20 protein-coding genes are annotated in these 24,880 nt (G+C 43.0%); 9 read left to right on the top strand and 11 right to left on the bottom strand.

Annotated features, from left to right (window positions below):
• The first annotated feature begins 4 nt into the window (after positions 1-4).
• The 4 genes from KJK34_RS03730 (at position 5) to KJK34_RS03715 (ending at position 6,377) form a co-directional block, all read left to right on the top strand.
• Positions 5-1,558: a PKD domain-containing protein gene (locus KJK34_RS03730; RefSeq protein WP_223052512.1), complete on the top strand. Its 1,554-nt coding sequence runs from the start codon at positions 5-7 to the stop codon at positions 1,556-1,558.
• Between the two features lie 7 nt (positions 1,559-1,565).
• Complete coding sequence (locus KJK34_RS03725; RefSeq protein ID WP_223052511.1) at positions 1,566-3,209, top strand: glycoside hydrolase family 16 protein; 1,644 nt, start codon at positions 1,566-1,568, stop codon at positions 3,207-3,209.
• Between the two features lie 89 nt (positions 3,210-3,298).
• Entirely contained in the window at positions 3,299-5,632 is a 2,334-nt protein-coding gene (gene bglX / locus KJK34_RS03720; RefSeq protein WP_223052510.1) for a beta-glucosidase BglX, read from the top strand.
• Positions 5,610-6,377, top strand: coding sequence for a glycoside hydrolase family 16 protein (locus KJK34_RS03715; protein WP_223052509.1), 768 nt, complete (start codon positions 5,610-5,612; stop codon positions 6,375-6,377). Before bglX (KJK34_RS03720) ends, KJK34_RS03715 begins: the two co-directional genes overlap by 23 nt.
• A 70-nt stretch (positions 6,378-6,447) precedes the next feature.
• Here the strand turns inward: KJK34_RS03715 and KJK34_RS03710 are convergent, their stop codons facing one another.
• Both KJK34_RS03710 and KJK34_RS03705 read right to left on the bottom strand, forming a co-directional pair.
• Positions 6,448-6,861, bottom strand: a complete 414-nt coding sequence (locus KJK34_RS03710; protein ID WP_223052508.1) for a DUF6691 family protein — start codon at positions 6,859-6,861, stop codon at positions 6,448-6,450.
• Between the two features lie 11 nt (positions 6,862-6,872).
• A complete protein-coding gene (locus KJK34_RS03705; RefSeq protein ID WP_223052507.1) occupies positions 6,873-7,430 on the bottom strand; it encodes a YeeE/YedE family protein in 558 nt (185 codons plus the stop codon).
• Between the two features lie 118 nt (positions 7,431-7,548).
• On the opposite strand from KJK34_RS03705, the gene KJK34_RS03700 reads away from it, so the two are divergent.
• From KJK34_RS03700 to creD, 5 genes are all read left to right on the top strand, one after another.
• Positions 7,549-8,007, top strand: coding sequence for a 2-dehydro-3-deoxyphosphooctonate aldolase (locus KJK34_RS03700; RefSeq protein ID WP_223052506.1), 459 nt, complete (start codon positions 7,549-7,551; stop codon positions 8,005-8,007).
• Between the two features lie 35 nt (positions 8,008-8,042).
• Positions 8,043-8,861 carry a 3-deoxy-8-phosphooctulonate synthase gene (gene kdsA / locus KJK34_RS03695; RefSeq protein ID WP_223052505.1) on the top strand — a complete coding sequence of 273 codons (819 nt, stop codon included), beginning with the start codon at positions 8,043-8,045 and terminating at the stop codon, positions 8,859-8,861.
• 205 nt (positions 8,862-9,066) lie between these two features.
• Positions 9,067-9,714, top strand: coding sequence for a DUF1361 domain-containing protein (locus tag KJK34_RS03690; protein ID WP_223052504.1), 648 nt, complete (start codon positions 9,067-9,069; stop codon positions 9,712-9,714).
• Positions 9,715-9,738: 24 nt separating this feature from the next.
• Complete coding sequence (locus tag KJK34_RS03685) at positions 9,739-10,140, top strand: hypothetical protein (RefSeq protein ID WP_223052503.1); 402 nt, start codon at positions 9,739-9,741, stop codon at positions 10,138-10,140.
• A gap of 105 nt (positions 10,141-10,245) precedes the next feature.
• Positions 10,246-11,619, top strand: coding sequence for a cell envelope integrity protein CreD (gene creD / locus KJK34_RS03680; protein WP_223052502.1), 1,374 nt, complete (start codon positions 10,246-10,248; stop codon positions 11,617-11,619).
• Between the two features lie 35 nt (positions 11,620-11,654).
• On the opposite strand, the gene KJK34_RS03675 is transcribed toward creD, so the two are convergent.
• The 9 genes from KJK34_RS03675 to KJK34_RS03635 form a co-directional block, all read right to left on the bottom strand.
• Entirely contained in the window at positions 11,655-12,062 is a 408-nt protein-coding gene (locus tag KJK34_RS03675) for a hypothetical protein (RefSeq protein ID WP_223052501.1), read from the bottom strand.
• A 93-nt stretch (positions 12,063-12,155) separates the two neighbouring features.
• Positions 12,156-13,817, bottom strand: a complete 1,662-nt coding sequence (locus tag KJK34_RS03670; protein ID WP_223052500.1) for an MFS transporter — start codon at positions 13,815-13,817, stop codon at positions 12,156-12,158.
• Between the two features lie 52 nt (positions 13,818-13,869).
• Positions 13,870-15,630 carry a family 43 glycosylhydrolase gene (locus KJK34_RS03665; RefSeq protein ID WP_223052499.1) on the bottom strand — a complete coding sequence of 587 codons (1,761 nt, stop codon included), beginning with the start codon at positions 15,628-15,630 and terminating at the stop codon, positions 13,870-13,872.
• Between the two features lie 9 nt (positions 15,631-15,639).
• Positions 15,640-17,730, bottom strand: coding sequence for a glycoside hydrolase family 97 protein (locus tag KJK34_RS03660; RefSeq protein WP_223052498.1), 2,091 nt, complete (start codon positions 17,728-17,730; stop codon positions 15,640-15,642).
• 231 nt (positions 17,731-17,961) lie between these two features.
• Complete coding sequence (gene bglX / locus KJK34_RS03655; RefSeq protein WP_223052497.1) at positions 17,962-20,202, bottom strand: beta-glucosidase BglX; 2,241 nt, start codon at positions 20,200-20,202, stop codon at positions 17,962-17,964.
• Between the two features lie 6 nt (positions 20,203-20,208).
• Positions 20,209-20,889 (bottom strand): carboxylesterase family protein, encoded by a 681-nt coding sequence (locus KJK34_RS03650; RefSeq protein WP_236937581.1) that lies wholly within the window; start codon positions 20,887-20,889, stop codon positions 20,209-20,211.
• A gap of 29 nt (positions 20,890-20,918) precedes the next feature.
• On the bottom strand, positions 20,919-22,301 hold the full coding sequence (locus tag KJK34_RS03645) for a glucoamylase family protein (RefSeq protein ID WP_317196859.1): 1,383 nt from the start codon (positions 22,299-22,301) through the stop codon (positions 20,919-20,921).
• Between the two features lie 145 nt (positions 22,302-22,446).
• A complete protein-coding gene (locus KJK34_RS03640; RefSeq protein WP_223052495.1) occupies positions 22,447-23,385 on the bottom strand; it encodes a LamG-like jellyroll fold domain-containing protein in 939 nt (312 codons plus the stop codon).
• Positions 23,386-23,412: 27 nt separating this feature from the next.
• The gene (locus KJK34_RS03635; RefSeq protein ID WP_236937580.1) at positions 23,413-24,873 is read right to left on the bottom strand and encodes a RagB/SusD family nutrient uptake outer membrane protein; all 1,461 of its coding nucleotides are present in this window, start codon (positions 24,871-24,873) and stop codon (positions 23,413-23,415) included.
• Positions 24,874-24,880 lie beyond the last annotated feature (7 nt).

The raw sequence follows: 24,880 nt of genomic DNA, 5'->3' as shown, positions 1-24,880 counted from the left end.
TGATATGAAAAATATAAAGTTTCTTTTCAGCATACTGTTTGTTACGTTACTGGCAGGGTGCAGCGATGACGACAGCGATGCATCTTTTATAGATGATGCGGCGGCACCGCAAAACATTTCGGCACTGTTTACAATTACACAGGATAATTCAGGGCTTGTTACCATTGCGCCCCATGGCGAAGGCGTAGCCGGCTTTGATATTTACTTTGGCGATGGCACTGTTGAGCCCGCGGCTGTAGGTGTAGGGCAAAAAACTACACATACCTATGCCGAAGGAGAGTATAACGTAAAAGTTGTAGGTGTAGCGCTTAATGGCAAAACATCTGAGGTTACATTGCCATTAACGGTATCATTCATAGCACCTGAAAACCTTGAGGTTAGCATTGCAACTGTAGTAGGAAGCCCGCTACAGATAAATGTTAGCGCAACAGCAGACTACGAAACCTATTTTGAGGTAATGTATGGTGAGGATCCTGCACAGGAACCTGTACAATTCAACCAGGGAGATGTAGTAAACCACACCTACAGCACAACAGGTACTTATACTGTTACTGTTACGGCATTTAGCGGTGGCGCTGCTACTACTTCTTATTCACAGGATGTAACTATAACCAACCCGCTGTTACTGCCAATTACATTCGAAAATGCATCTTTAAATTATGAATTTACTGATTTTAACGGTGCAGTTTCGGCTGTTATAGATAACCCGGATGCTTCCGGCATTAACATGAGCGCAACCGTAGCTTCTATGACTCCGGGCGGTGGCGCATGGACAGGCGGTTTCCTTACCCTTGACAGCCCTGTAGATTTTGCAGACGGCGCTTATTTCAGGGTTAAAGTATGGTCGCCTGCGACAGGTATACCGGTACTCATGAAACTTGAAAACCTTACCGATGGTGGTATTTTTGCAGAACAAATTGTATCTACAACAGTAGCTAACCAGTGGGAAGAGCTTGTTTTCAACTTTGCAGGTGCTAACCAAAACCAGGAATACTCTAAACTCGTATTTTTCTTTAATGCAGGTAACCCGGGTACAGGCGATACCTACTACTTTGATGATATATCACAATCAAGCGCAAGCGATGCTGTACAGCTGCCGCTTACATTTGAAAGTGCCATACAGGAACTTACATGGAACAACTTTGGGGGTGCTTCCGGCGAGCGTATAGCCAACCCTGACGCCTCCGGCATTAACACAAGCGGTTTTGTGGGCCAGTACTTTAAAAATGCAGGTGCTGAAACCTGGGCAGGTATTGCCATACCAATGGATAACCCGATTGATTTTTCGACACTTCAAAAAGTAAAAATGAAAGTATGGTCGCCTGTTGCAGGTGCTACTGTGCTAATGAAGTTCGAAAACATGGATCCGCACGTAACCTCACAGGATATCGAAGTATCTGCCACAACCACTGTTACTAACCAGTGGGAAGAGCTTACTTTCGATTTTACAGGCATAAACAATGCAAATGGCTACCAGATGCTGGTGCTGTTCTTCGATTTCGGACAGCCGGGCACAGGTGCAGCCTATTATTTTGACGATGTACAACTTACAAATTAAAAAGATTATGAAAAAGATTTTAAACAACACGGTTAAGCTCCTTATGCTGCTTGTGCTGGCAACAGGCTGCCAGGACGACGATAAATCGTTCGGAGACCTTGACGCACCGGCAAACCTGGAAGCATCTTATGAAATTGTAGGTGTAACCCCCGAAATGCCAAACGGAGACGGATCAGGTAATGTAATCCTTACCGCAAAAGCAGATAATGCCATCAGCTATAAATTTATTTTCCCTGATAATACCAGTGCAACGGTATCAGGCGGTATTTACACCAAACGGTTTACTACAAACGGCATCAACTCTTATGAAGTTACTGTAGTGGCCTATGGCAGGGGCGGTAACGCAACGAGCACTACCCTTTTGGTAGAAAATGTGTTCAGCAGCTTTAACGACCCTGTAACTGCAGGCCTTTTAACAGGATCAGGTTCTAAAACATGGTACTGGGCGGCAGCAACAGCCGGTCACCTTGGCGTAGGTCCAAATAACGCATCGGATGGTAATAACACCGCGCCGATATGGTATGCGGCAGCACCTTTTGAAAAAGCAGGTTCGCCATCAAGCAGCTGTATTTATGAAGGCGAATTTACATTTACACTTGAAGGTGAAACAATTAAGTTTACACAGGATAACGGAGGCGCAACATTCTTCAACGCCGGTTACACAAGCGTGGGCGGTGGCAACCAGACAGAAGATACCTGCTTACCGTATGATACATCAGGTGAAAAAGTAGTACTTCTTGGCCCTGCGGAATCTAACGTTCCTGAAGGAGTTAGTACAGGCACTCAAATGACTTTTGCAGATGGCGGCTTTATGGGCTACTATATTGGCACAAGCACTTATGAGATAATGGAGATTACTGAAAACAAAATGGTTGTAAGGGCTGTTCAGGGTAATAACCCTGCACTGGCATGGTACCACACCTTTACTACCCAGCCTCCATACTCTGACGATGAGCCGGTTTATGATAACCTGATATGGAGCGACGAGTTTAATGTTGACGGTGCACCGGACAGCAACAACTGGAATTATGAGTACGGCAACAATAACGGATGGGGTAATAATGAACTACAGTCATATACCGATAGCCCTGAGAATGTAAAAGTACAGGGAGGAAACCTTGTAATAACAGCTAAAAAAGAAGGTAACGGTTCTTATACATCTGCAAGGCTTAACACGCACACCAAATTCGACTTTACCTACGGCAGGGTTGAAGTAAGGGCAAAACTGCCATCTGGCGGTGGTACATGGCCTGCCATCTGGATGCTTGGATCTAACTTCCAGACCAGTATATGGCCTGCATGTGGCGAAATAGATATTATGGAACACGTGGGTAACCAGCAAAATACTATACACGGTTCATTACACTACCCTGGTAACTCTGGTGGTAATGCCAATACATCTTCAACAGTGGTAGAAGGCGTATCAGAAGAGTTCCACATCTATGAAGTGTACTGGAGCCCTAACTTTATAAGGTTTTATGTAGATGGCAACGAGTTCAAAACATTTGCAAACACTAATGCAGTGCCATTTAACCACGATTTCTTCCTGATTGTAAACATTGCCATGGGCGGTAACTTCGGCGGAAGCATAGACCCTGCGTTTACACAGTCTTCTATGGAGATTGACTACATCAAGGTGTATCAGGAATAAGGTTTTTAGCATCTATTTAATTTCACATTTCATTAATCGGGAGGGTTAGCCTTGCTAACCTTCCTTATTATTGATTTTTAAAGATTATAATGAAATATAATTTACCTAAATATGCTTTTGCAGCCTTACTGGCCATTGCACTTGGATGCAGTACTGCAAAGCAGGATAAAATTGTGCAGGCAGGAGCACAACAAAAAACACAACTACCAATAGACCGAAAGGTTGACTCGGTTCTCAACCTAATGACCCTCGAGGAAAAAGTGGGACAAATGAACCAGTACAACGGTTTTTGGGATGTAACCGGCCCTGCCCCGCAGGAAGGTTCGGCAGCTCGTAAATATGAGCATCTTAAAAACGGCTGGGTAGGCTCTATGCTCAACGTAAGGGGCGTTAAAGATGTAAAAGCACTACAAAAAATTGCCGTAGAAGAAACCCGCCTCGGTATACCCGTAATTTTTGGGTATGATGTAATTCACGGCTATAAAACCATAAGCCCCATACCACTTGCCGAAGCCGCAAGCTGGGATATGGAGGCAATAAAGAAATCGGCAGAGATAGGTGCGGCAGAAGCTGCAGCATCAGGCCTTAACTGGACATTTGCACCTATGGTAGATGTAGCGCGCGATGCCCGTTGGGGCCGCGTTATGGAAGGTGCGGGCGAAGATCCTTACCTTAACAGCCGTATAGCTGAAGCGCGTGTAAAAGGCTTTCAGGGTGACTTAGGCGAATTTAATCTTGCTGCCTGTGCCAAGCACTTTGCAGGCTATGCGTTTGCAGAAGCGGGGCGCGATTATAATACTGTTGATATTAGCGACAATACCCTGCACAATGTAATACTGCCACCTTTTAAAGCGGCTGCCGATGCAGGTGCATTAACGTTTATGAACAGCTTTAACGAGCTGGAGGGTATTCCTGCAACAGGTAATGCTTATTTGCAAAGGGAAATATTAAAAGGAGAATGGGGCTTTCAGGGATATGTGGTTTCTGACTGGGGTTCTATGGCAGAAATGATGGCCCACGGCTATGCCAAAGACCTTAAGCAGGCTGCCGAGTATGCCGCAAAAGCAGGCTCTGACATGGATATGGAATCTTACGGATATGTACAGCACCTTTCAGCGCTTGTAAGGGAAGGACGTGTTAGCGAAGAAACCGTAAACGAAGCAGTAAGGCGTATTTTAAGGGTTAAATTTATGCTTGGGCTTTTTGATGACCCATATAAGTATTGTGACGAAACCCGCGAACAGCAAACCATCGGTAAGAAAGAATTTCATGATGGGGTGCTGGATATGGCCAAAAAGTCGATAGTGCTTCTTAAGAATGATAATGATCTGCTTCCGCTTAAAAAGCAGGGACAAAAAATTGCTGTTATAGGCGCACTTGCCACTGATAAAACCAGTCCGCTGGGTAGCTGGCGTATAGGAGCTGACGATGGCACTGCCATATCTGTAATGGAGGGGCTACAGCAGTATAAAGGCAATAACCTTACTTATGCAAAAGGTGCCGATGTTGCTCTTGGCGAGCCTAAATTCACTACACGTACTGATATAAACACTACCGATAAAAGCGGTTTTGCTGAAGCAGTGGCCGCTGCCAAAAACGCTGATGTAGTAATCATGGTTTTAGGTGAACATGGCCTGCAAACCGGTGAAGGCCGCAGCCGCAGCGATATTGGTTTACCGGGCGTACAACAAGAGTTGCTGGAAACAGTTTATAAGGCTAATCCTAATATTGTTTTAGTACTTACAAACGGAAGGCCACTTGCAATTCCGTGGGCGGCAGAAAATGTGCCTGCAATTGTAGAGGCATGGCACTTGGGCACGCAAAGCGGTAATGCTATTGCACAGGTATTATATGGCGACCACAACCCGGCAGGAAAGCTGCCTATGAGTTTCCCGAGAAATGTGGGTCAGGTGCCAATTTATTACAACCATAAGAACACAGGAAGGCCGTCTAACGAAGACCCTGACAGTGTTTTCTGGTCGCATTACACCGATGTTGAGAACAGCCCCCTCTACCCTTTTGGGTACGGTTTAAGCTACTCAAAGTTTGAATATGGTAATCTTAGGTTAAGCAGCGATAAACTTTCAGCTAACGGGAAAATAACGGTAACTATAGATGTAAAGAACACCAGCAACCGTGATGGCAGAGAAGTAGTGCAATTGTACCTGCATGACTTATATGCTTCTGTTACACGCCCTGTAAGGGAACTTAAAGGTTTTGAAACAATAGATATTAAAGCGGGACAAACCAAAACGGTAATATTTACTATCGACGAAAAAACAATAGAATTCTATACTGCCAATAAAAAATGGGAAGCTGAACCGGGCGACTTTAAAGTTTACGTAGGAGGAAGCTCAGACGCTACGCTTAACGGCAGTTTTACCTACACACATCAAAAAAATGAAAAAGACACTATTGATTAGCCTCTTCTGCACGGCAGCAGCCTTTGCACAGGTTAAGAATAAAGGAAAGTTACTATGGGAAGAGAACTTTGACGGCAACAAGCTGGATGAGTCGGTATGGAATTATGAGCTTGGCGACGGCTGCCCCAACATTTGTGGCTGGGGTAATAATGAGCGCCAGATATACACACGCGATAACCATACTGTTGCCAATGGTATGCTTACCATAAAAGTTGAAAAAGAAGGCGACAGCTATACCTCTACCCGTATAACCACAGCAGGTAAAAAAGAGTTTAAGTATGGCTATATAGAGGCACGTGCCAAAATACCTACCGGACATGGCATATGGCCTGCATTCTGGATGCTGGGTTCAAATATTAAGCAGGTGGGCTGGCCAAAAGCCGGTGAAATAGATATACTGGAATATGTGGGCAAAGAGCCGGATATGGTGTTTACTTCTTTACACACACAGGCAAGCCATGGTAATACCATTAACACCAAAAAAACCCGCTTTGAAGATATTGAGGAAGGCTTCCACACGTATGCTATTGACTGGACGAAAGACAAAATTGAGTTTTTTGTTGACGGAGAGTCGGTTTACACGTTTGCGCCAAAACATAAAAGTGTAGATGTATGGCCATATAACCAACCTTTCTATTTTATATTAAATGTGGCTGTTGGCGGTAATTTTGGCGGCCCTGAAGTTGATGATAAAATATTTCCGCAGGAATTTGTTATAGATTATGTTCGGGTTTACTCGAACTAAGTTTTGCTTTTTATTGTTTAAGTTAGTTTACTTGAAAGGATGCCGGGGAGGGCATCCTTTTATTTTTTTATTAATGCGGCAGTTTATCTTTTAAAATACCATACAGATAGGTTCCCAGCAAAGCTCCTATAAATACTATACCAATACCTATAAAACCTGCTCCTACTAATATGAAAATAGGTCCCGGGCAGGTACCTACAAGCCCCCAGCCCAAACCAAATATGGTTCCGCCGATGATATAATTTTTCCAGCCTTTGTCTTTATCAGGAATGCTTATTGGCTGCCCTGTTATATCTTTTGTTCCTGTGCGCTTTATTAGCTGTACGCCAATTACCCCTACTATAACCGCTGTCATTATTATGCCATACATATGAAACGACTGGAAATGAAACATTTCATAAATGCGGTACCACGATACTGCTTCAGATTTGGTAAGTACAATCCCGAAAACTATCCCTACCAGTAAAAATTTTATAAACTTCATAGTTTCTTTTCTTAAAAAATAAGCGGCAGTAACAGCCACGACATGATAAGCCCGCCAATAAAAAATCCTATAACCGCAATAAGCGAAGGCAACTGCAGGTTGCTAAGTCCCGTTATGGCATGCCCCGATGTGCATCCGCCGCCATATCGTGTCCCAAAGCCTACAAGAATTCCGCCCAACAACAATATGGTAATAACTTTAGGCGACTTTAGCGCTTCATAGCCCACAATAGCATCGGGTAGTAATTTACCTTCGGGTGCATCTATACCCATTGCTGTGAGTTCTGTAACCGTGTCCGGATTAAGGTTTACACCACTACCGTCGCTCATATAGTGGGTAGCTATAAAGCCCCCAATCATGGCACCAAGCACTACCACAAGGTTCCATCGCTGGCTTTTCCAGTCGAAACGGAAAAAATCGCAGTTCTTACCTGCCCCCACAGCAGAACAAAGTGTGCGAAGGTTGGACGACATCCCAAATGTTTTTCCGAAATAAATGAGCAGCAGCATTACTGCGCCTATAATAAAACCTGACACATACCAGGGCCAGGTACCATAAAAGCTATACATATCGAACTAATTTGTGCAAAAATAGCAATTATAGATTGCAACCTTGCCAAATGCAATAAATAAACACCCCATGCAGCTTATTAAATTTTACTACTTTTGAGTAATTATTACCCGCATTATGAGAGAAAAAATAATATTGTTCGGATTACTTATTGCAACGGCAACATCATGCATCAGCACCCGCAACACCATTAAAAATATAGATGATAAAGCACCTATGCCCGCTTTATCGGCAGACAGAAACTTTATACTTACCGAAAAAGCAACCGATACAAAGTATGGTTATGACCCTGATTATCCTGTAAACCTTGGCTTTATGCCGGTACAAAGTGCCGAAATAAATGTAAAGCGGTTCTTTGGAGCATTAACAGGCCCTGAAGGGCAGGAAGTATCCTACAGGCTGGTGGATAGCTGCTGCCCCTTCCCTTCCGGAAAAAATAATATGGGCGCCGGCCTGCTTGATATTTATGAAGTGACATGGCATGGGCTTAAAGAGCCAAAGCGCATACACATTAACCTGTATGAACGCGGCAGGATTATGGCTCCCGCAGGATTTGGCATTAAAGAAATTAAGTAAAAGTTTATTGTATCTTTGCAGCTAAACAGCATAAAATGGATATTAATAACATACCACAGATAAAACATACAGAGAGCGGCAATTTCTTTCTGCTTGCAGGCCCTTGTGCCATAGAGGGTGAGGACATGGCACTACGCATAGCCGAGAAGATCGTAAACATAACTGACAATTTACAGATACCCTACGTTTTTAAGGGTTCTTTTAAAAAAGCAAACCGTTCGCGTATTGACAGCTTTACCGGAATAGGTGATGAAAAAGCGCTTAAAATACTGCAAAAGGTATCACAGACTTTTGGAGTGCCTACTATTACTGATATACATACCAATGAGGATGCCGCAATGGCAGCGCAATATGTTGATATATTGCAGATACCTGCCTTTTTGGTAAGGCAAACTGACCTTGTGGTTGCCGCAGCCGAAACAGGAAAAACTGTTAACCTGAAAAAAGGTCAGTTTATGAGCCCTGAAAGCATGAAGCATGCTGTACAAAAAGTGCTGGACTGCAACAACCAAAATGTTATGGTTACCGACAGGGGTACTATGTTTGGTTATCAGGATATGATTGTTGACTACCGGGGCATTCCTACCATGAAGCAGTTTGCCACAACCGTGCTGGATGTTACCCACTCATTACAGCAACCCAACCAGACAACAGGCGTTACAGGTGGCAGACCCGATATGATTGAAACTGTTGCAAAGGCCGGAATTGCAGTGGGTGTTGACGGTATTTTTATTGAAACACACTTTGACCCTGCTAATGCCAAAAGTGATGGCGCAAACATGCTGCACCTTGATTATTTTGAAGGGCTAATGAAAAAACTGGTGGCAATACGAAAAACAATAAATGAATTTTAAATAGAAAAAGGATAGCAGAAGCTATCCTTTTTTAGTTTTTATACCTAAATACTTCCCAATACAAAATTTTCCATAAAAATTGATTTAGCCTTGCAAGATTAAAAAACATTATTTTACTTTGCATCTCAAAGAGCTTTATAAAATACGACGGCTCTTTTTAAATAACTTTTTACTTTGAAATTCAAAGAACTTTAAATAATATTTTATGAGTATAATCAGGAACACTATTACCTCAACTTTCAGGCAGCACTACGCTTTGCTTTACCTTGCCTTATTCTGCGTATTCACTTTGCTGGTAAGGGTAAAAATTACACATTCGGTATTTTACCTTTTTCTGATGTGGAATTTATTTCTGGCCTATGTCCCACTGCTTATATCATCGGTAATGATTAATAATCCGGTTGTAATAGAACGCAGGCGCTTCTTCTACCCGATGATGATCGTGTGGCTTTTATTCCTTCCAAACGCACCATACATTATTACCGACTTTATACATCTTAAAAAAGACAGCTCGGTACCGGTATGGTTTGATGTACTGCTGCTCATATCCTTTACCATTGCAGGAATACTTGCGGGACTCACTTCTATGAAACACATGTTCAATATGCTGAGCATAAAATTTAACCCGCTGCTGGCTTGGGTAAGCATCGGGGTTATCTGCCTGCTCTGCGGGTTTGGCATATATGTTGGCCGGTTCCTGCGCTACAACAGTTGGGATGTGCTAAAAAGGCCGCTATCACTTACGGCTGATATGCTCACATCCTTTACACAAAGTACACCTTTGGGTATCACCCTTGGGTTTGGGTGCTTTTTGTTCCTGTTATTCAATATGTTCTATTCAGCAGAAAAATAAAAACTCAACAATAAAAATCATATCATGAAAACATTATCAGGCAAAAGACAAAAACTAAGTATGGACGACCTTATACGCTACCCAGAAGGCAGCCTGGGCTTTAACCTGGGGCAATACCTGCACAGCAACAGCATAGAGCCCGACCCGGTTCCAGACAATGAAGATATATTAAGAGTGTTATTAACGCGAAATGACAGCTTTACAGAAGAAATCGGGATGCATTACTACTTGTTTGGCAACGGCGGCTTAAGCATACGTATGCTTTTTATAATGGCATCGGGTTTGGTTTTGAGTCCGCTTTCAGTTAAGTATTTCTATAAACGCTACCGCGATGGCAAAAATGCATTGCGCTTTTACGACATCAATCACTTCGGCCTGCTGCAACTACCTGTTGCGCGTATTAAAGATGCTTTTATGATTCGATAATAATAGCCTTATTAAATAGTACAGCAGCCTGTTTGTATCCATCCAACATCAATATATAATTCTTTAGTTGCTGTATTTTATGCAAACCTTTTAAAACTTAAACCAATGGAAACCAATCAACACGGGTATAACAACCCACAACCGGAACAAAAACAGGGCTTTTTACACTCAGCAACAGCAAAAATTATTATGGTGGGGCTACTTACACTAATACTGCTTATACCGTTACAGTATGTAAAAAGCCTTATATGGGAACGGGCAGAAAGGCAGGAAGATGTTGTAACCGAAATAAGCGACCAGTGGGGCGGCAGCGTATATTTATACGGCCCGATCCTTAAAGTACCTTATACTGATTATGAAATTACAGAGGTAACCGACGAAAAAACAAAACGTGTAACCACCACAAGAACAGCCAGTACATATTATGCCTATTTCTACCCGGAGCAGTTAAAGGTTATCAGTAATATAGACACACAGCCACTGCACCGTAATAACTATGAGGCTACGGTTTTTAATGCAAAAGTTGCTGCAAATGGTAAATATATTGCACCTGATTTCAGCAGCCGGAAAATTGATGCTGAAGCTATAGAATGGGATAAAGCCTCATTGGTGCTTAAATGCAATAACCTGAAAAATATTGACGGAGCAGCAAATATAACTTTTAACGGAAAAGAGTATTCGCTTGAGCCCGTTGCAGGTAATGAAAACGATTCGCTTTCTGAACTTGAAACGGAAGCAATTGACCTATCAGCGCTTAAAACCGGAGAAATGCCGTTTAGCATCGGTATCAATTACAAGGGCAGCAAGCAGCTTAAAATAGCGCCTATTGGTAAGCAGACTGTTGCCGAAATGAAATCGAACTGGCATACGCCGAGCTTTACCGGAGGTTTTATCCCGAACAGCAAAACAATAACCGATAACGGCTTTAGTGCTTCATGGAGTGTTTCTCATCTTAACAGGCCATTTGCACAGCAACATTTTGGCAGGCTGCCCGATATAGACAGCTATGCATTTGGAGTAAATTTCCTGATACCTGTAGACCAGTACCAGCAAAATGAAAGGGCTGCAAAATATGGTTTTCTTGTTATAGGGCTTACATTTTTAATATTTTTCCTGATACAGGTAATGAGCAAAATCAACATCCATATCTTTCAGTACACTATGATAGGATTGGCGCTGATAATGTTCTATACGCTGCTGATCTCTATTACAGAACACAGCTCTTTTGCATTGGCATATATTGTTGCAGGCGCATCTGTAGTGGCAATGATAACGCTTTATTCTGTTTCCATACTGCGCAATATAAAGTTCCCGCTATTTATAGGGACATCATTAACAGCATTGTACAGCTTTATTTACATTATAATACAGCTTGAGAATTATGCTTTGCTTGCAGGAAGCATTGGCCTGTTCCTGATACTGGGCGCAGTGATGTTTGTATCGCGCAAAATTGACTGGAACCAATCACGGTTAGGTTAATGACGAATACCCGGAAGCTTAAGTTCCGGGTATTACTATTTTAGTGAAGTTACTTTTATAAGCACATCATTTTCTATGTGTGTAACCTCGCCTGTAACAGTAATATCATCACCCACGTTTACCTTACGATAATCTTTAGGGTTAGCCATGTTGGGAATACTTATAGTAGCCGAATATTGTTCGCCTGTCGGTAAATAAAGTCTTGCAGTATAGCCGTCTTTACCCATGATGATTTCAGTTACCTTACCGTTTACGGTTATAATGTCGCCATCAGCCGGAGTAGTTACAGCAGGCTCAGGTACGGCAACTTCGGTATTGTCGGTAGCAGTGGTATCTACATATTCTATAACTGCGGGCTCTTCAGTAAAATCGCCTTTCTTGTCTTTGCACGCTGTTACTGCCAAAGCCGAAACTACTGAAATCGTTAAAAGTACTTTTTTCATAATGTGTGTTTCTTTCAAAGATACGCGCTTTACAATTAATAAAAAACCCGCTATGCATTCAGCAAAGCGGGTTTTAGTTTATAAGAAGGTTTATTAATGTGCTCCTCCCATTTCTACTTCTCCCGCAATACCCTGCTTTTTAAGTATCTTAACTACATACCAGCCGTAGAAGGCTATATATGCAAAGCAAATAACAGGTATAAAATAAGACTCATGTATGCCTACAATATCGGCAATCTTACCCTGTAGCGGCGGGATAATACCACCTCCCAGAATCATCATTACTAAAAATGCTGAACCCTGAGAAGTATATTTACCAATACCGGCAATACCAAGTGAAAATATAGACGGCCACATAATACTACAGAATAAACCACCGCTCATAAAAGCATATATTGCTGTTATACCCTCTGTAGAAAGTCCTATAAGCATGGCAATCATACCCATAATACCAAATATCATAAGTGTTTTTGCAGGATGGTCCTGCCCCATAAAGAAGCCTGCTATCTGTATGGCTACAATACCTGCATAAGCATATAAAGGTGTTATATCCTGTCCTGAAATGGCATTAGCCGCCAAAACAACGCCGTAGGCAATATAAGGAACAATAATAAGCAGCACCTTCCTCATAGTATTAGATGGGTTAAATACTGATATTGCACCTGCCCATCGCCCAATCATAAGCGAGCCCCAGTACATCGAAATATAAGGCGCAATAGCAGAGCCCTCCAGCGAGCCGAATTCAGGTGTACCTAAAAGCTCACCAAGGTTACTCTGTATGGTTACCTCTACACCAACATAAGTAAAGATACCCAGCATACCCAATACCAACTGCGGGTAACGCATAGCGCCCCAGCCTTCCGGTTTTTTCTGGGCTGCAACGTTTGCGTAAAGCAACCCGAAAACAATTACCAGAAGCGTACAGACAGTAAGCCCCAATCCAAGATAGTCTTTGCCTTTATTAGTAATAAAACGCTCTATAAATTCAGGGTCTTCATAGCGTGAAAAAATGTAGGCAAAGATACATATCAGTATCAGCGTAATAGTTAAAAGCGTACCAAGCGCTTTTTTGGCAGGCTCAAAAACTGATTCAATCTTACCGGAAGGTAATTTTTTTGAAAAGAAGAACAGTCCTGCCGCGATAAGGAACAAACCGCCTACAAACATGTAGAGTATCTCCATCATATCAAGCGATTCAGGCCTTTGGGCAAACTTTTCAATGTCTATACCTGCTGCTACACCAAAAAGTGCAAATGAAACTACAATAGGCCCTATAGTAGTACCCAAAGAGTTTATACCACCGGCAAGGTTTAGCCTGTTACTGGCAGTGTGCGGCTCTCCCAATGATGTGGCAAACGGCTGTGCGGCAGTTTGCTGTAATGAAAACCCAAGCGCCACAATAAATAAAGCCCCTAAGATTAAGTAATAGTCGCCCGATTGCACGGCAAATATCATTGTAACCGCACCAACGGTACTGATAAGCAACCCGTTGATGATGCCCTTTTTAAAGCCCCAGGAGTTAAGGATGTCTTTCCTGATAAGCGTACTAAAAACAAATAATAACAGCGCCCCCATGTAGTAAGCGCCATAAAATGCAAAATCTATAAGCTGGCTCTGGAACTGGTCCAGCCCGAACTTAGCCTTGCAGAAAGGGATAAAAACACCGTTTGATGCCCCGATAAACCCCCAGAAAAAGAAAACTGTAATCAGGGTATACAGAGCAGGATAATTGGTTTTTGTCTGTTCTGAACTCATGTTTGTTAAAGGTTAATGTGAATAATGTGATTATAAAAAATAGAATGATGCGTTACTTTGATTCTTTAATTTCGGAAAGCGGGCCTATACCGTTGTTATTGAATGCTTCAATGCGAAAGTAATAAGCATCGCTCCTGTCCAGTCCGCTAAAATAGTATTCATTTTTGCCATATACCATAATAGAACCATATAATTTATCGGGCGACTTACCAAAATAGATAACATAACCATCCGCATTGGGTTCCTGCTGCCATTTAAACCACACATTCCTGCGCTCGCCCTTCTTTTTAGGCTCTGCACGAAGCGGGACAAAATCCTGTACCGTACCCGGTTTCTCTCCGTTGCCCTTACCAAAAATACGCAATCCGCTTATCGCGAATTTACCGGTTGGCATCTGTATATTTTCAAGTTTCAGGTAACGTGCCTTTACAGATGTTTTAAGTTCTATATAATCATGCGGCACATCTTTGGTATTTTTACTTTTATCAATGAGTACCTTCCACTTTTTGCCGTCGTCTGAAGTATAGAGTATATACTTATGCCCTGTGGTGGTTTCAGGCTTGCCCATAAAGGTGACATCCTGGTCGGCATAATTTATCTGAATCGCATTTATGGTGCTTATTTCTCCTAAATCGGTAATAAGATATTCACCTTTGTTGGCTGTTTTGGCAGACCAATAAGTTTTAATATCCTCATCTACTGCAAAATTGGGCTGAAATCCGCCTAACGTAGAAGAGACCTGTACAGGCTTATTGTAGTTAAGCAGCATCCAGCCTGTAAAAGATAATAAACCGGTGTGTGCTTTACTTTCTGATGGCAGGTAAGTGGGGTAATCGCCATAGGCAGTATTAGAGTACATAATGTCATCCTTATCAAAACCGGCAGGCCATATACCTATGCGGCGTTCAAAGTTATTTTTAACGGATATCACCGACGTGGAAACATGCCAGTAACTGCCTTTGGCATCCTGATAGGTAGCGCCATGACCTGCTCCCCTTGCAAAACCGCCCGGCTTATAGCTGAACGGGTTAAAGTCCTGATAGGTGAAAGGGCCAAGTGGCTTATCACTAACATAAACACCATCAGCATAAACACTGAACTCCGTACCGGGTGCGCCATACTGCAAATAATATTTGCCATTGTATTTAGTCATAAAAGCGCCCTCTGTAAATGGTTGCAAGAAAGTATTATCGTTATACTCACCAAAGCGCTCCCAGCCATGTTCGTCGTCATTTAGTGCCACAACAGGAACAGGCTCGCCTTCCGGCTGAAATGTTTTGCGGTTCAGCTTTACGCCATACAGCGGATACATATTACTGGAACCATAATACAGGTAAACCTCATCAGTATCCTTATCCCAGAAAATTTGCGGATCCCATGCACCGGCCTCAAACTTATGTACCAGTTCTTTCCAGTTATCAACCTGCGGGTTAGTGCTCATCCATATCGGGAAATCTTTTCCATGCGTAGAGCCAACTACTAAAAGAGTATCATTTACATAAGATAAAGACGGGGCACAAAGCTCGTCATAAACTTTGTGCTCGGGCCTTAAAAATTTGCGGGGCACAAAAGTCCAGTCAGCCATATCGCTGCTGTGCCAGTAGCCCCACTGGTTAGTAGAAAACAGGTAATACTTATCTTTAAAATAGGTAATAACCGGGTCGGCTGTTGCCCTGTGTTTACCCTTAGTTACAAAATTGGGTATGGGGCAATAGCCGTAATCAACATTTATTGGGTTGCAGTATGTTCTTTGCTGGGCATCTGCCCATGTAAAAAACAAAGTTGCTGCAAGTAATAAAATGATTTTGTTCATAATAAACAATTAGTTAACAGGCACAAAGCTTATGGCTGTACCACCGCCTGCTGCCAGTTTAAGGTTCAGCTTGGTTTTAGATGTTACCTCCACTGTTTTAACCTCATAGTTAATTGGGTCGTTCTTCCAGTGTGCATTTTTGCCATCTTGGTAAATAACAGCTTTATATTTTTTACCCGGTGTAAGGAAATTTAATGTAATGGTTGTGTTCCTTGTATTTTCATCTGTAATGGCGCCTAAAAACCATTTCTCGCTGCCTTTTGCTTTACGGGCAATGGTAAGGTAATCTCCCGGTTCGGCCTCAAGCACTTTGGTATCCTGCCAGTCGGCGGCTACATCTTTAATAAACTGGAATGCATCCGGATATTTCTCATAATTTTCCGGCAGGTCGGCAGCCATTTGCAACGGGCTGTACATAGTAACATAAAGCGCAAGCTGCTTGGCAAGGGTTGTATGTACCTGCTCTGTTTTTGATGGGTCGTACACGTTCATTTTTATCTCAAATATTCCCGGTGTGTAATCCATCGGGCCGCCTAAAAGCCTTGTGAACGGCAATATGGTTTCGTGCATTGGCGGGTTACCGTCGCTCCAGCCGTTAAACTCATTGCCGCGTGCAGCCTCGGCGGCTATGTAGTTAGGCCACGTTCTGTGCACACCCGTAGGGCGCGATGATTCGTGGCTGTTTACCATTACTTTATATTCGGCAGCACGCCTTGGCACATAATTAAAATGGTTTACCATTGCCTGCCCATCGTGAAACTCGCCACGCGGAATGATGCGGCCCACGTACCCTGTTTTTACAGCGCCATAACCATAATCTCTCATAAACTTATACGCCCTGTCGAGCCTGCGTTCGTAATTAGAAACTGAGCCTGAAGTTTCATGGTGCATTATCATTTTAACGCCTTGCTTTTTGGCATATTCGGTAACTTCTTTAATATCAAAATCAGGGTATGGGGTTGTAAAGTCAAATACTTCTTCTTTCCAGTTGCCAAACCAGTCTTCCCATCCTGTATTCCAGCCTTCTACCAAAACACCGTCAAAGCCATGTTTCTTGGCAAAATCGATATAACGTTTAGTATTCTCGGTTGTAGCGCCGTGCGGCTTGCGGGCATTTGGCTTCTTTTGGCTGGCATCCTGCGTGCCGCTGTAATCCCATGTAGATACTCCCACATGCATTTCCCACCATATACCCACATATTTCATCGGCTTAATCCATGAAGTATCTTCTATTTTAGAAGGCTCGTTAAGGTTAAGTATCATTTTTTGCGCTACAATATCGCGGGCATCATCACTAACCATAACGGTACGCCACGGCGTAACGGCCGGCGCCTGCAAATAAGCCATATCGCCTACAGCATTTGGCACAAGCTGAGATGTAAGTTTAAAGGTTTCCGGATTCAGGTTTAAATGCATAACCGGATAGTTTACCACGGCTGCCTCAAATATGTTAATGTACAGGCCTGATTTAGATTTCATCATCAAGGGCGACTGCACAATATACCTGCCTCCTATAGATTTTACTGCAATACCGTTATTAAGGTTCAGTTTGTCATTATCAACCTGAGAAAGTGCAGTTTCATTATAAACATATTCCTGACTGTCATAATCGCCCGGTATCCAAAATGTTTTATGGTCGCCCCTCAGGCTAAACTCTGTGTTTTCTGAAGCAATAACAAAATAGTTCAGGTTATCCTGCTTGGGGAATTCATAGCGAAAGGCAATGCCTTCATTAAATGCCCTGAAGATTATGTTTAGCAGCCTTCCTGACTCTTGCTGACGCAGTGACACTGAAAGCTCATTATACTTGTTCTGTATAACGGCAACCTCACCTAAAACAGGTTTCCAGCTATCGTTTACCACTGCCGATTTTGTGCCTGCAATGGTAAAGCCGCTATTAAATTGCCCGATGTCTTTCAGGTTAAAGCCCATATAGCTTTTGGTAACTACAGGCTGGTTTTTAAAGTTAACTGTGTAATAAGGGCGGCCTGTATTATCGAGTTTAAATTCGGCCACAATTTCGCCTGAAGGCGACTGTACAGACTGGGCAGATGCGGTACCCAGGCATAACAGCATAAGTGTAACAAATAGTTTATTCATGTGATTTTAAAATTTCATAAATATACATATATCTGTTTTGAGAGGTATATATAAAAATGACAAAAAAAGTATATGAAAATCTTCAACCGCTCAAGAAATTACAATCATTGGCAGTTAATATTAATAATATAACAATTACAAAGCAAAAACCGCCTCATTGCGAATCCTTCTAATAAAAAACCCCCGCCATCAGCAGGGGCTTTCCATCGAAGATCACAAAAAAATGAAAACTCACTTAACTAACACAAACTTGTCTTGTAAGCCACTTGCAGAGTTGCCGCCAACAGTAACTTCAAAGTCGCCGGGCTCCGCAGTAAATTGCATGTCTATATTATAAAATTTTAAGTCTTCGGGGGTTATTGTAAACTCAACGGTCTTCTTTTCTCCTTTTTTAAGCATTACTTTTTCAAAGCCTTTAAGTTCTTTAACCGGCCTTGTAACGCTTCCTACATTATCCTGTATGTAAAGCTGTACTACTTCGGCAGCATCATAATTACCTGTGTTGGCAACATCTACGCTAACTTTTATACTGCCATTCATATTCACTGTTTTTGAAGACAGCTTAAGGTTTGAGTAGCTGAATGTAGTATAGCTTAAGCCATAGCCAAACGGGAACAACGGACTGTTATCTACATCTATGTAGCGTGATTTATATTTCTGCTCAGGGTCAGTCGGGCCCAGGTAAGGCCTGCCTGTATTTTTATGGTTATAGTAAATTGGCACCTGCCCCACATTTCTCGGGAAGGTCATCGGCAGTTTGCCGCTTGGCACGTTCATGCCATAAAGCGTTTGCGCAATGGCATCGCCACCCATAGTACCGGGGAACCATGCCTCCAATATGGCATCCATGTTTTCGTTCTCCCAGTTAAGGGTAAGCGGCCTTCCGTTCATTAACACAAGTACGATTGGCTTATTCAGTTTTTTAAGCTCTGCCAAAAATTCTTTTTGTATGCCGGGAAGATCAATGCTGGTGCGTGATGCCGCCTCACCGCTCATGTTTTCAAACTCACCCATTACCGCCACTATAACATCGGCTTTGCGGGCATTATCAAGGGCAGCCTGCATCATATCCCTGCGGGGATCAACTATCTCAACACCTTTATCAAAAGTTACTTTGCCTTTATCGGTTACAACTTTATTTACACCTTCCTGAACGCTAACAGCATAACCATAACGGTCGCCCGAAGCAGCCCATGAACCTATAATGTTCCACTCATCGTTAACAAGCGGGCCTACAAATGCTACTTTCTGCTCTTTGCGCAATGGCAATACATTGTTATCGTTCTTTAAAAGTACCATCGATTTTTTTGCCACATCAAGTGCAGCTTCAAGGTGTTCTTTTTTATAGATTACCTCTTTCTCCCTCTTTTCGTTGTTATAGCGGTACGGGTCATGAAACAGCCCAAGGTCATACTTTGCCTCCAGTACCCTGCGGCAGGCATCGTTAATCTGAGCCTCGGTTACTTTGCCTTCCTGCAATAGCTTTTTAAGGTTTTTCATAAAAATACCACCTACCATGTCCATATCTACACCGGCACGCAACGCCAATTCTCCTGCATTGGCAGAATCTTTTGCAAAACCGTGAGGGATAAGCTCATTAATAGCCGTATAGTCAGTAACTACAAAACCGTTAAAGCCCCACTCCCCTTTCAGTACGTCACGAAGCAGAAATTTACTGCCCGTTGCCGGCACTCCTGATATTTCGTTGAACGATGTCATGAATGTGCCCACACCGGCATCTACTGTAGCTTTAAACGGGGGCAGGTAAGTTTCCCTTAGTACCCTCTCGCTCATGTCAACTGTGTTGTAGTCGCGGCCTGCTTCGGCAGCGCCATAGGCAGCAAAATGTTTGGTACAGGCAAGCACGGTATTGGCAGCCATAAGGTCGTTACCCTGAAAGCCCCTTACCCTTGCCACTGCCATTTTAGAACCCAGATAGGTATCTTCGCCCGAGCCTTCAGAAACACGGCCCCAGCGCGGGTCGCGGCTAATATCTACCATTGGGGCAAACGTCCAGTGCACGCCTGCTGCGGCTGCCTCTTCGGCAGCCACGCGCGCAGAAAGCTCTACGGCTTTCAAGTCCCAGCTTGCGGCTTCGCCAAGCGTTATAGGGAATATGGTTTTATACCCGTGTATTACATCATAACCAAATAGCAACGGAATTTTAAGCCTTGAATTCTTAAGGTTTAACTCCTGAAGCTCACGGGTATATTTTACAGATGTGGCGTTTAGTATAGAGCCTACATTTCCTTTCTTTATTTCTTCTATATAATTTATGCCTGTTTTTGGGCCTGTAACTGTACCATCGGCAGTGTACTGTACCAACTGGCTTATTTTTTCATCAATTGTCATTTTCGCCATAAGCTCGGGTATGAACTCATTGCGTGGCTTAATTTTTTTATCGCTGCTTTTTTGCGCATACAGGCTAAAAGAGCAGGCTAATAGTAAAAGCAGTGCCGTATTGTGTTTCATCAGGTTTTATTCTTGGTTATTATTTTTTCTCTGCTGCATCATCCATTCATATATGGCTGGGTCATCATATACCCTTGTCCAGCTATCATGGTTGGCATCATCAAAAATGGTAAGTTCTATATCAGTACTACAGGTTTTCAGCTTTTTATAGATGTTTACAGAATAGCTTACATCTACCACATCATCCATAAGCCCATGAAATATCCTTGTAGGTATATGCTGTATCTTACAGTTTTCAATCATGGGTACCCTGTCTACAAACCCGGCTATGGGCACAAGGGCAGCAAACATATCGGTGTGGGCAAAGGCAAGGTTCCATGCGCCCCATGCGCCCATGCTTAACCCGGTTAGGTATACCCTGTTAGTATCTACTTTATTTTCTTTTATTATCTTTTGTATAAGACTGTAAAGCACTTCTTCATCCCAATACTCATTTTCCGGGCACTGGGGTGCCAGTACATAAGCATCAAGCTTATGATCTTTTAAATATTTAAATGGGCCGTGTACCTTAACTTTTTCGAGATCATTGCCTTTTTCGCCCGAACCGTGCAAAAAGATAATAAGCGGCTTTGGCTGGCGCGTATTATCAGGTTTATGCAACAGATAGCTAAGTTGCTTTTTAACCGTTATTTCGGTAGAAAAAGAACCGCCTTCCGCCTTTTGAGCGAAAGACGGTAATGAAAACAAAAAAATTGCTATGAAAATAACCCTTAACATTAAATTCCGTGTGTTGAGGAGCTAAAGCCAAGGTCAACAAGCCCCTGCCTTACTTCGGGTGCCTGCATAAACAAATTCCATAACAGCTTGCTCCTGTGGTTTTCTATCATTGGTACAATAGTACCCTGGTCTATTGCAAGGTACCTGCGTGTTACCCAGTCATAATGCGGTGCAAAAGCATCATAAGGCCCTGCAACACCAACAAGCTTCTGCCTGTTCTTTTCATACAGGTATCGTAAAAAGCTCATGCACTCTTCCGGCATATACGGGAATGAAGACAATGCAGCAGTAGGTGTTATAACCCCCTTGTCATTGTTTGGCTGGTGTGCAGAGTAACCTACAGTGCCATTAGCGTTACGGCTGTAGCTTGCGGTAAGCCCCCAGCAATCATCTCCATATCCTTCCCACTGGCGGGGGTTGGTAACACAATACTGATACATAATTGCAGTATGGTTGTGCACAAGGTCCCAATAATTGGCATACTGGTCTATAAGCCCGCGGGGGTCTAAACCAAGATATGAGTAATGTGCCCAAAACATCGGGCCTACATTGCCGCTTGCCCCGTTATAGTCAAATATTACCGGGATATTATAACGCTGCCCGCCATTAACAATACCGCCGTTTCTTGCCCATCCCTGATGGTAAGCCTTTGCACTTACAGGGTGGGTAGGCGATGCCGCCGCCATAACATAAGTGATAAGGCACTCGTTATAGCCCTCCAGCTTAAAGTTCATTTCCCATTCATATTCGGGAGACCAATGCCAGTACAGGGCGTTTTCGCCCCCCTTGGTGTACCAGTCCCACTCTACACCTTTCCAAAGTTCATCTGCCTGCTGTGCAAGCGCCTGCTCCTCCTCATTCCCTTCTTTAAAATATTCGCGCAGGCATATAAGTGCCTGGCACAAAAAAGAGGTTTCTACAAGGTCGCCGCCGTTATCTTTAGTGCCGAAAGGTATTACATCACCATTAGTGCCGTTCATCCAGTGCGGCCATGCACCGTGAAAGCGGTCGGCGGTTTCAAGAAAATCAAGATTGGTCTGAAGCCTTGCCACTGCTTCTCCCCTTGGTATAAAGCCCCTGTCTATACCTGCTATAATTGTCATTATACCAAAACCCGAGCCTCCTGTTGTTACTATATTGGCATCGTTAGAAGGATCATCTGTATGATACCTTTCACGTGCCAGCTTAGAGTTTACCTCAGCATAGTCCCAAAAATACTTTATAGCGTCTTTTTGGACCATATCAAGGAGCTCTTCATCGGTAAAGGTTTCGGTTACCGGCGGAGTATCGTCGGTAGTTGTATCATTATCATCATTTTTTGTATCGCATGATGAACATGATATGCAAAAAGTAAGGATAATGATTAATTGTAAAATTTTCACTGTAAATGTTCTTTTAGATTGATGCGTAATTGTATATATTATATATGCAGTAAGATTGGGGGAAACTGCAATTGCCGGGTTGGCAAGTTTTAAGATACTCCCGGCGGCATGCGCCGGGAGTGATAAATATTAGGTGAATTATAAATTACCTTCCTGCTTTTTCAAGCTCGTAAAGAGAGTTTATATCTGCAGAAGAAAGCATTTTTTTCCAGATACGAACCTCGTCAAGGCCACCTGTAAGTGGTTTGTTCCATGCGTCGCTGTTAGTACCATCAACAAATGAAGCAAGAGCACCAAGTGTTACACGAGATGGTGTAAAGAAAGCCATTGGCATAGCGTTGCCCTGGAATCTTACTTCCCACGCAGGGTTAGATATTTTAGTACCGTTTACATAAAGCCTTGCAGTACCTGTAGCACCTTCCCAAGTGAAAACTACATGTGCCCACTGGCCACCAATTTTGTTAGCAAATGCAGCGTGCTGCGGCTGAACGCCGTTAGCGTTATCATCTATCATCCACTGCTCCATCTTAGTCATGTTAACAGCATCACCTCCAAAACCTGTTCCTTCAGGGTTTTTAAAGAAATACTGTGCCTTCATCTGGATAGAGTCGCTTGAAGTTAAACCGTGTGTATTACCAAAAATAGCAAGGTTACCCACTACGCTCTCAGCACCCGAGAAAGAAATTAGCGGAGAAATCCAGCTTTCTGCATCAGGGGCTGTTTTAGTATTAGATACTTTAGCCCAGCAGCTAACTGTAAAGTTTCCTGTAGTTGGCTGTATAGCCGGTATAGCAGGATAATCTACATAACCGTTTGTAAGCATAAGTCCGTTACCTTTTGCACCTGCTGCATAAGTAGCGCCAACAGAATTGCTTGGCATAGTACCCGAAATTGATTCTTTACCATCTGCGTTAAGCGGGAAATAAGCAAGAAGGTCGGCAGCGCCTACTTCATCAGCACTGTTGTAACCGCCTATTGGTGGTAGTGGCTCTCCTCCGTCTCCGTCATCATCGCTTCCGCAAGAAGTTAATACAATTCCCGATGTGATCATAAGGGAATAAGCAAAAAATTTAATTGTTTTCATAGTAAAAAAATTTAAATTAAGTTAGAATTAGTATCCGTTATTCTGAATTAGTCTTCCGCCACTCACGGCAATCTGGGGATCCGGTATAGGGAACACTTCATGCTTGCCCGGCACAAACGTTTTTCCGTTTGCAGCCATTGCAGCCTGAGCCTGGCCTGTGCGCACAATGTCGAACCATCTTTCGTGCTCCATAGCCATTTCCCACCTTCTTTCGTTATAAATCTGTTGTAGTGTAATACCCGAAAGCTCTCCTAAACCGGCCCTTAGCCTTAGCGGGTTTATCATGTTCTCAACCTCATCGTTCATGCCAAGATGAAAACCGGCCTCTGCCCTTATGAGCATTACATCGCTGAATTTTAGCAACCTTAGGTTCTTGGCTGTTTCTGCCTTGTTACCATTCCATGATTCGGCAATACTGCTGTGGTAAGCTTTATAATTGTAGCGTGGGTTATTCCACGTTGTAGGAGCGATAAAACCATCCCAAAGTACTGATGGCACATACAAAATTGTAGCTTCCCTGCGTACATCGCCATCTTCATAAGAATTGGATAATCCAAGTGACGGCGTATTAAAGCCCCAGCCTAAATCGGGTGTACCGCGTGGACCCTGCACATCTGTATATTGTATAAGCCCTTGTGTTAGTGTGGCCTGTACCTCGAAAATTGATTCTTCCTGATTTTCGCCTACTTCGCGCCAAACGCTTGCATAGTCGTCCATCAGGTCATACTGACCTGACATGATTACATCTCCTGCAAGGGCATACGCCTGATCCCATTCCTGCTGGTACAGGTGCACTTTTGCTTTTAACGCCTGTGCTGCACCTTTTGTGGCACGGCCCAAATCGTTAAGCGGATAATCTGATTTTAGCGGAAGCCTGTTAATAGCATCCTCAAGGTCGGCTTCTATCTGTGCATATACGGCTTCTTTGGTAGCTCTTGTAAATACCAGATTGTTTATGGCTTCGCCATCATTAAGGTCTATATTACCCACCACCAGCGGAACACCACCAAAACACCTAACCAAATCAAAATACCAAAAGGCACGCAGGAACTTCACTTCGCCTATAAGCCTGCTTTTAAGCGACTCATCTATCTGGAACTGCTCTAGGTAAAACAATGCGTTGTTCGTCCTGTATATACCATCATAACGCCCTTTCCAGACTTCATTGAACGATATGTCCGAAGCATCAAAGGTCAGGTTATCAAGTTTATGCTTATCGGTACCTGTATCACTTGGGGTAGAGCCTTTATCGGCATCATCTGACGTTATACTTGTAATACCTATCCACGGAAACGAGTACATATTATAGCTTAACATCTTGTTATATACCCCGTTTACCATTTTTACTGCATTGTCAGGGTTTTTAAGCAGGTCTTCTTCGCTGATGTTTTGCCTTGGGTCTACATCAAGTTCGTCATCACACGAGGCAAAAATTGCCATCAGTGCAAAAACAGCAGCAACAGAACCATATTTAAATCTATATTTCATAACCAAT

This window comes from Flavobacterium coralii (assembly GCF_019891545.1).
Taxonomy (GTDB): domain Bacteria; phylum Bacteroidota; class Bacteroidia; order Flavobacteriales; family Flavobacteriaceae; genus Flavobacterium; species Flavobacterium coralii.
The sequence above is the reverse complement of the archived record's forward strand: the minus strand, read 5'-3'. Positions and strand labels throughout refer to the sequence as shown.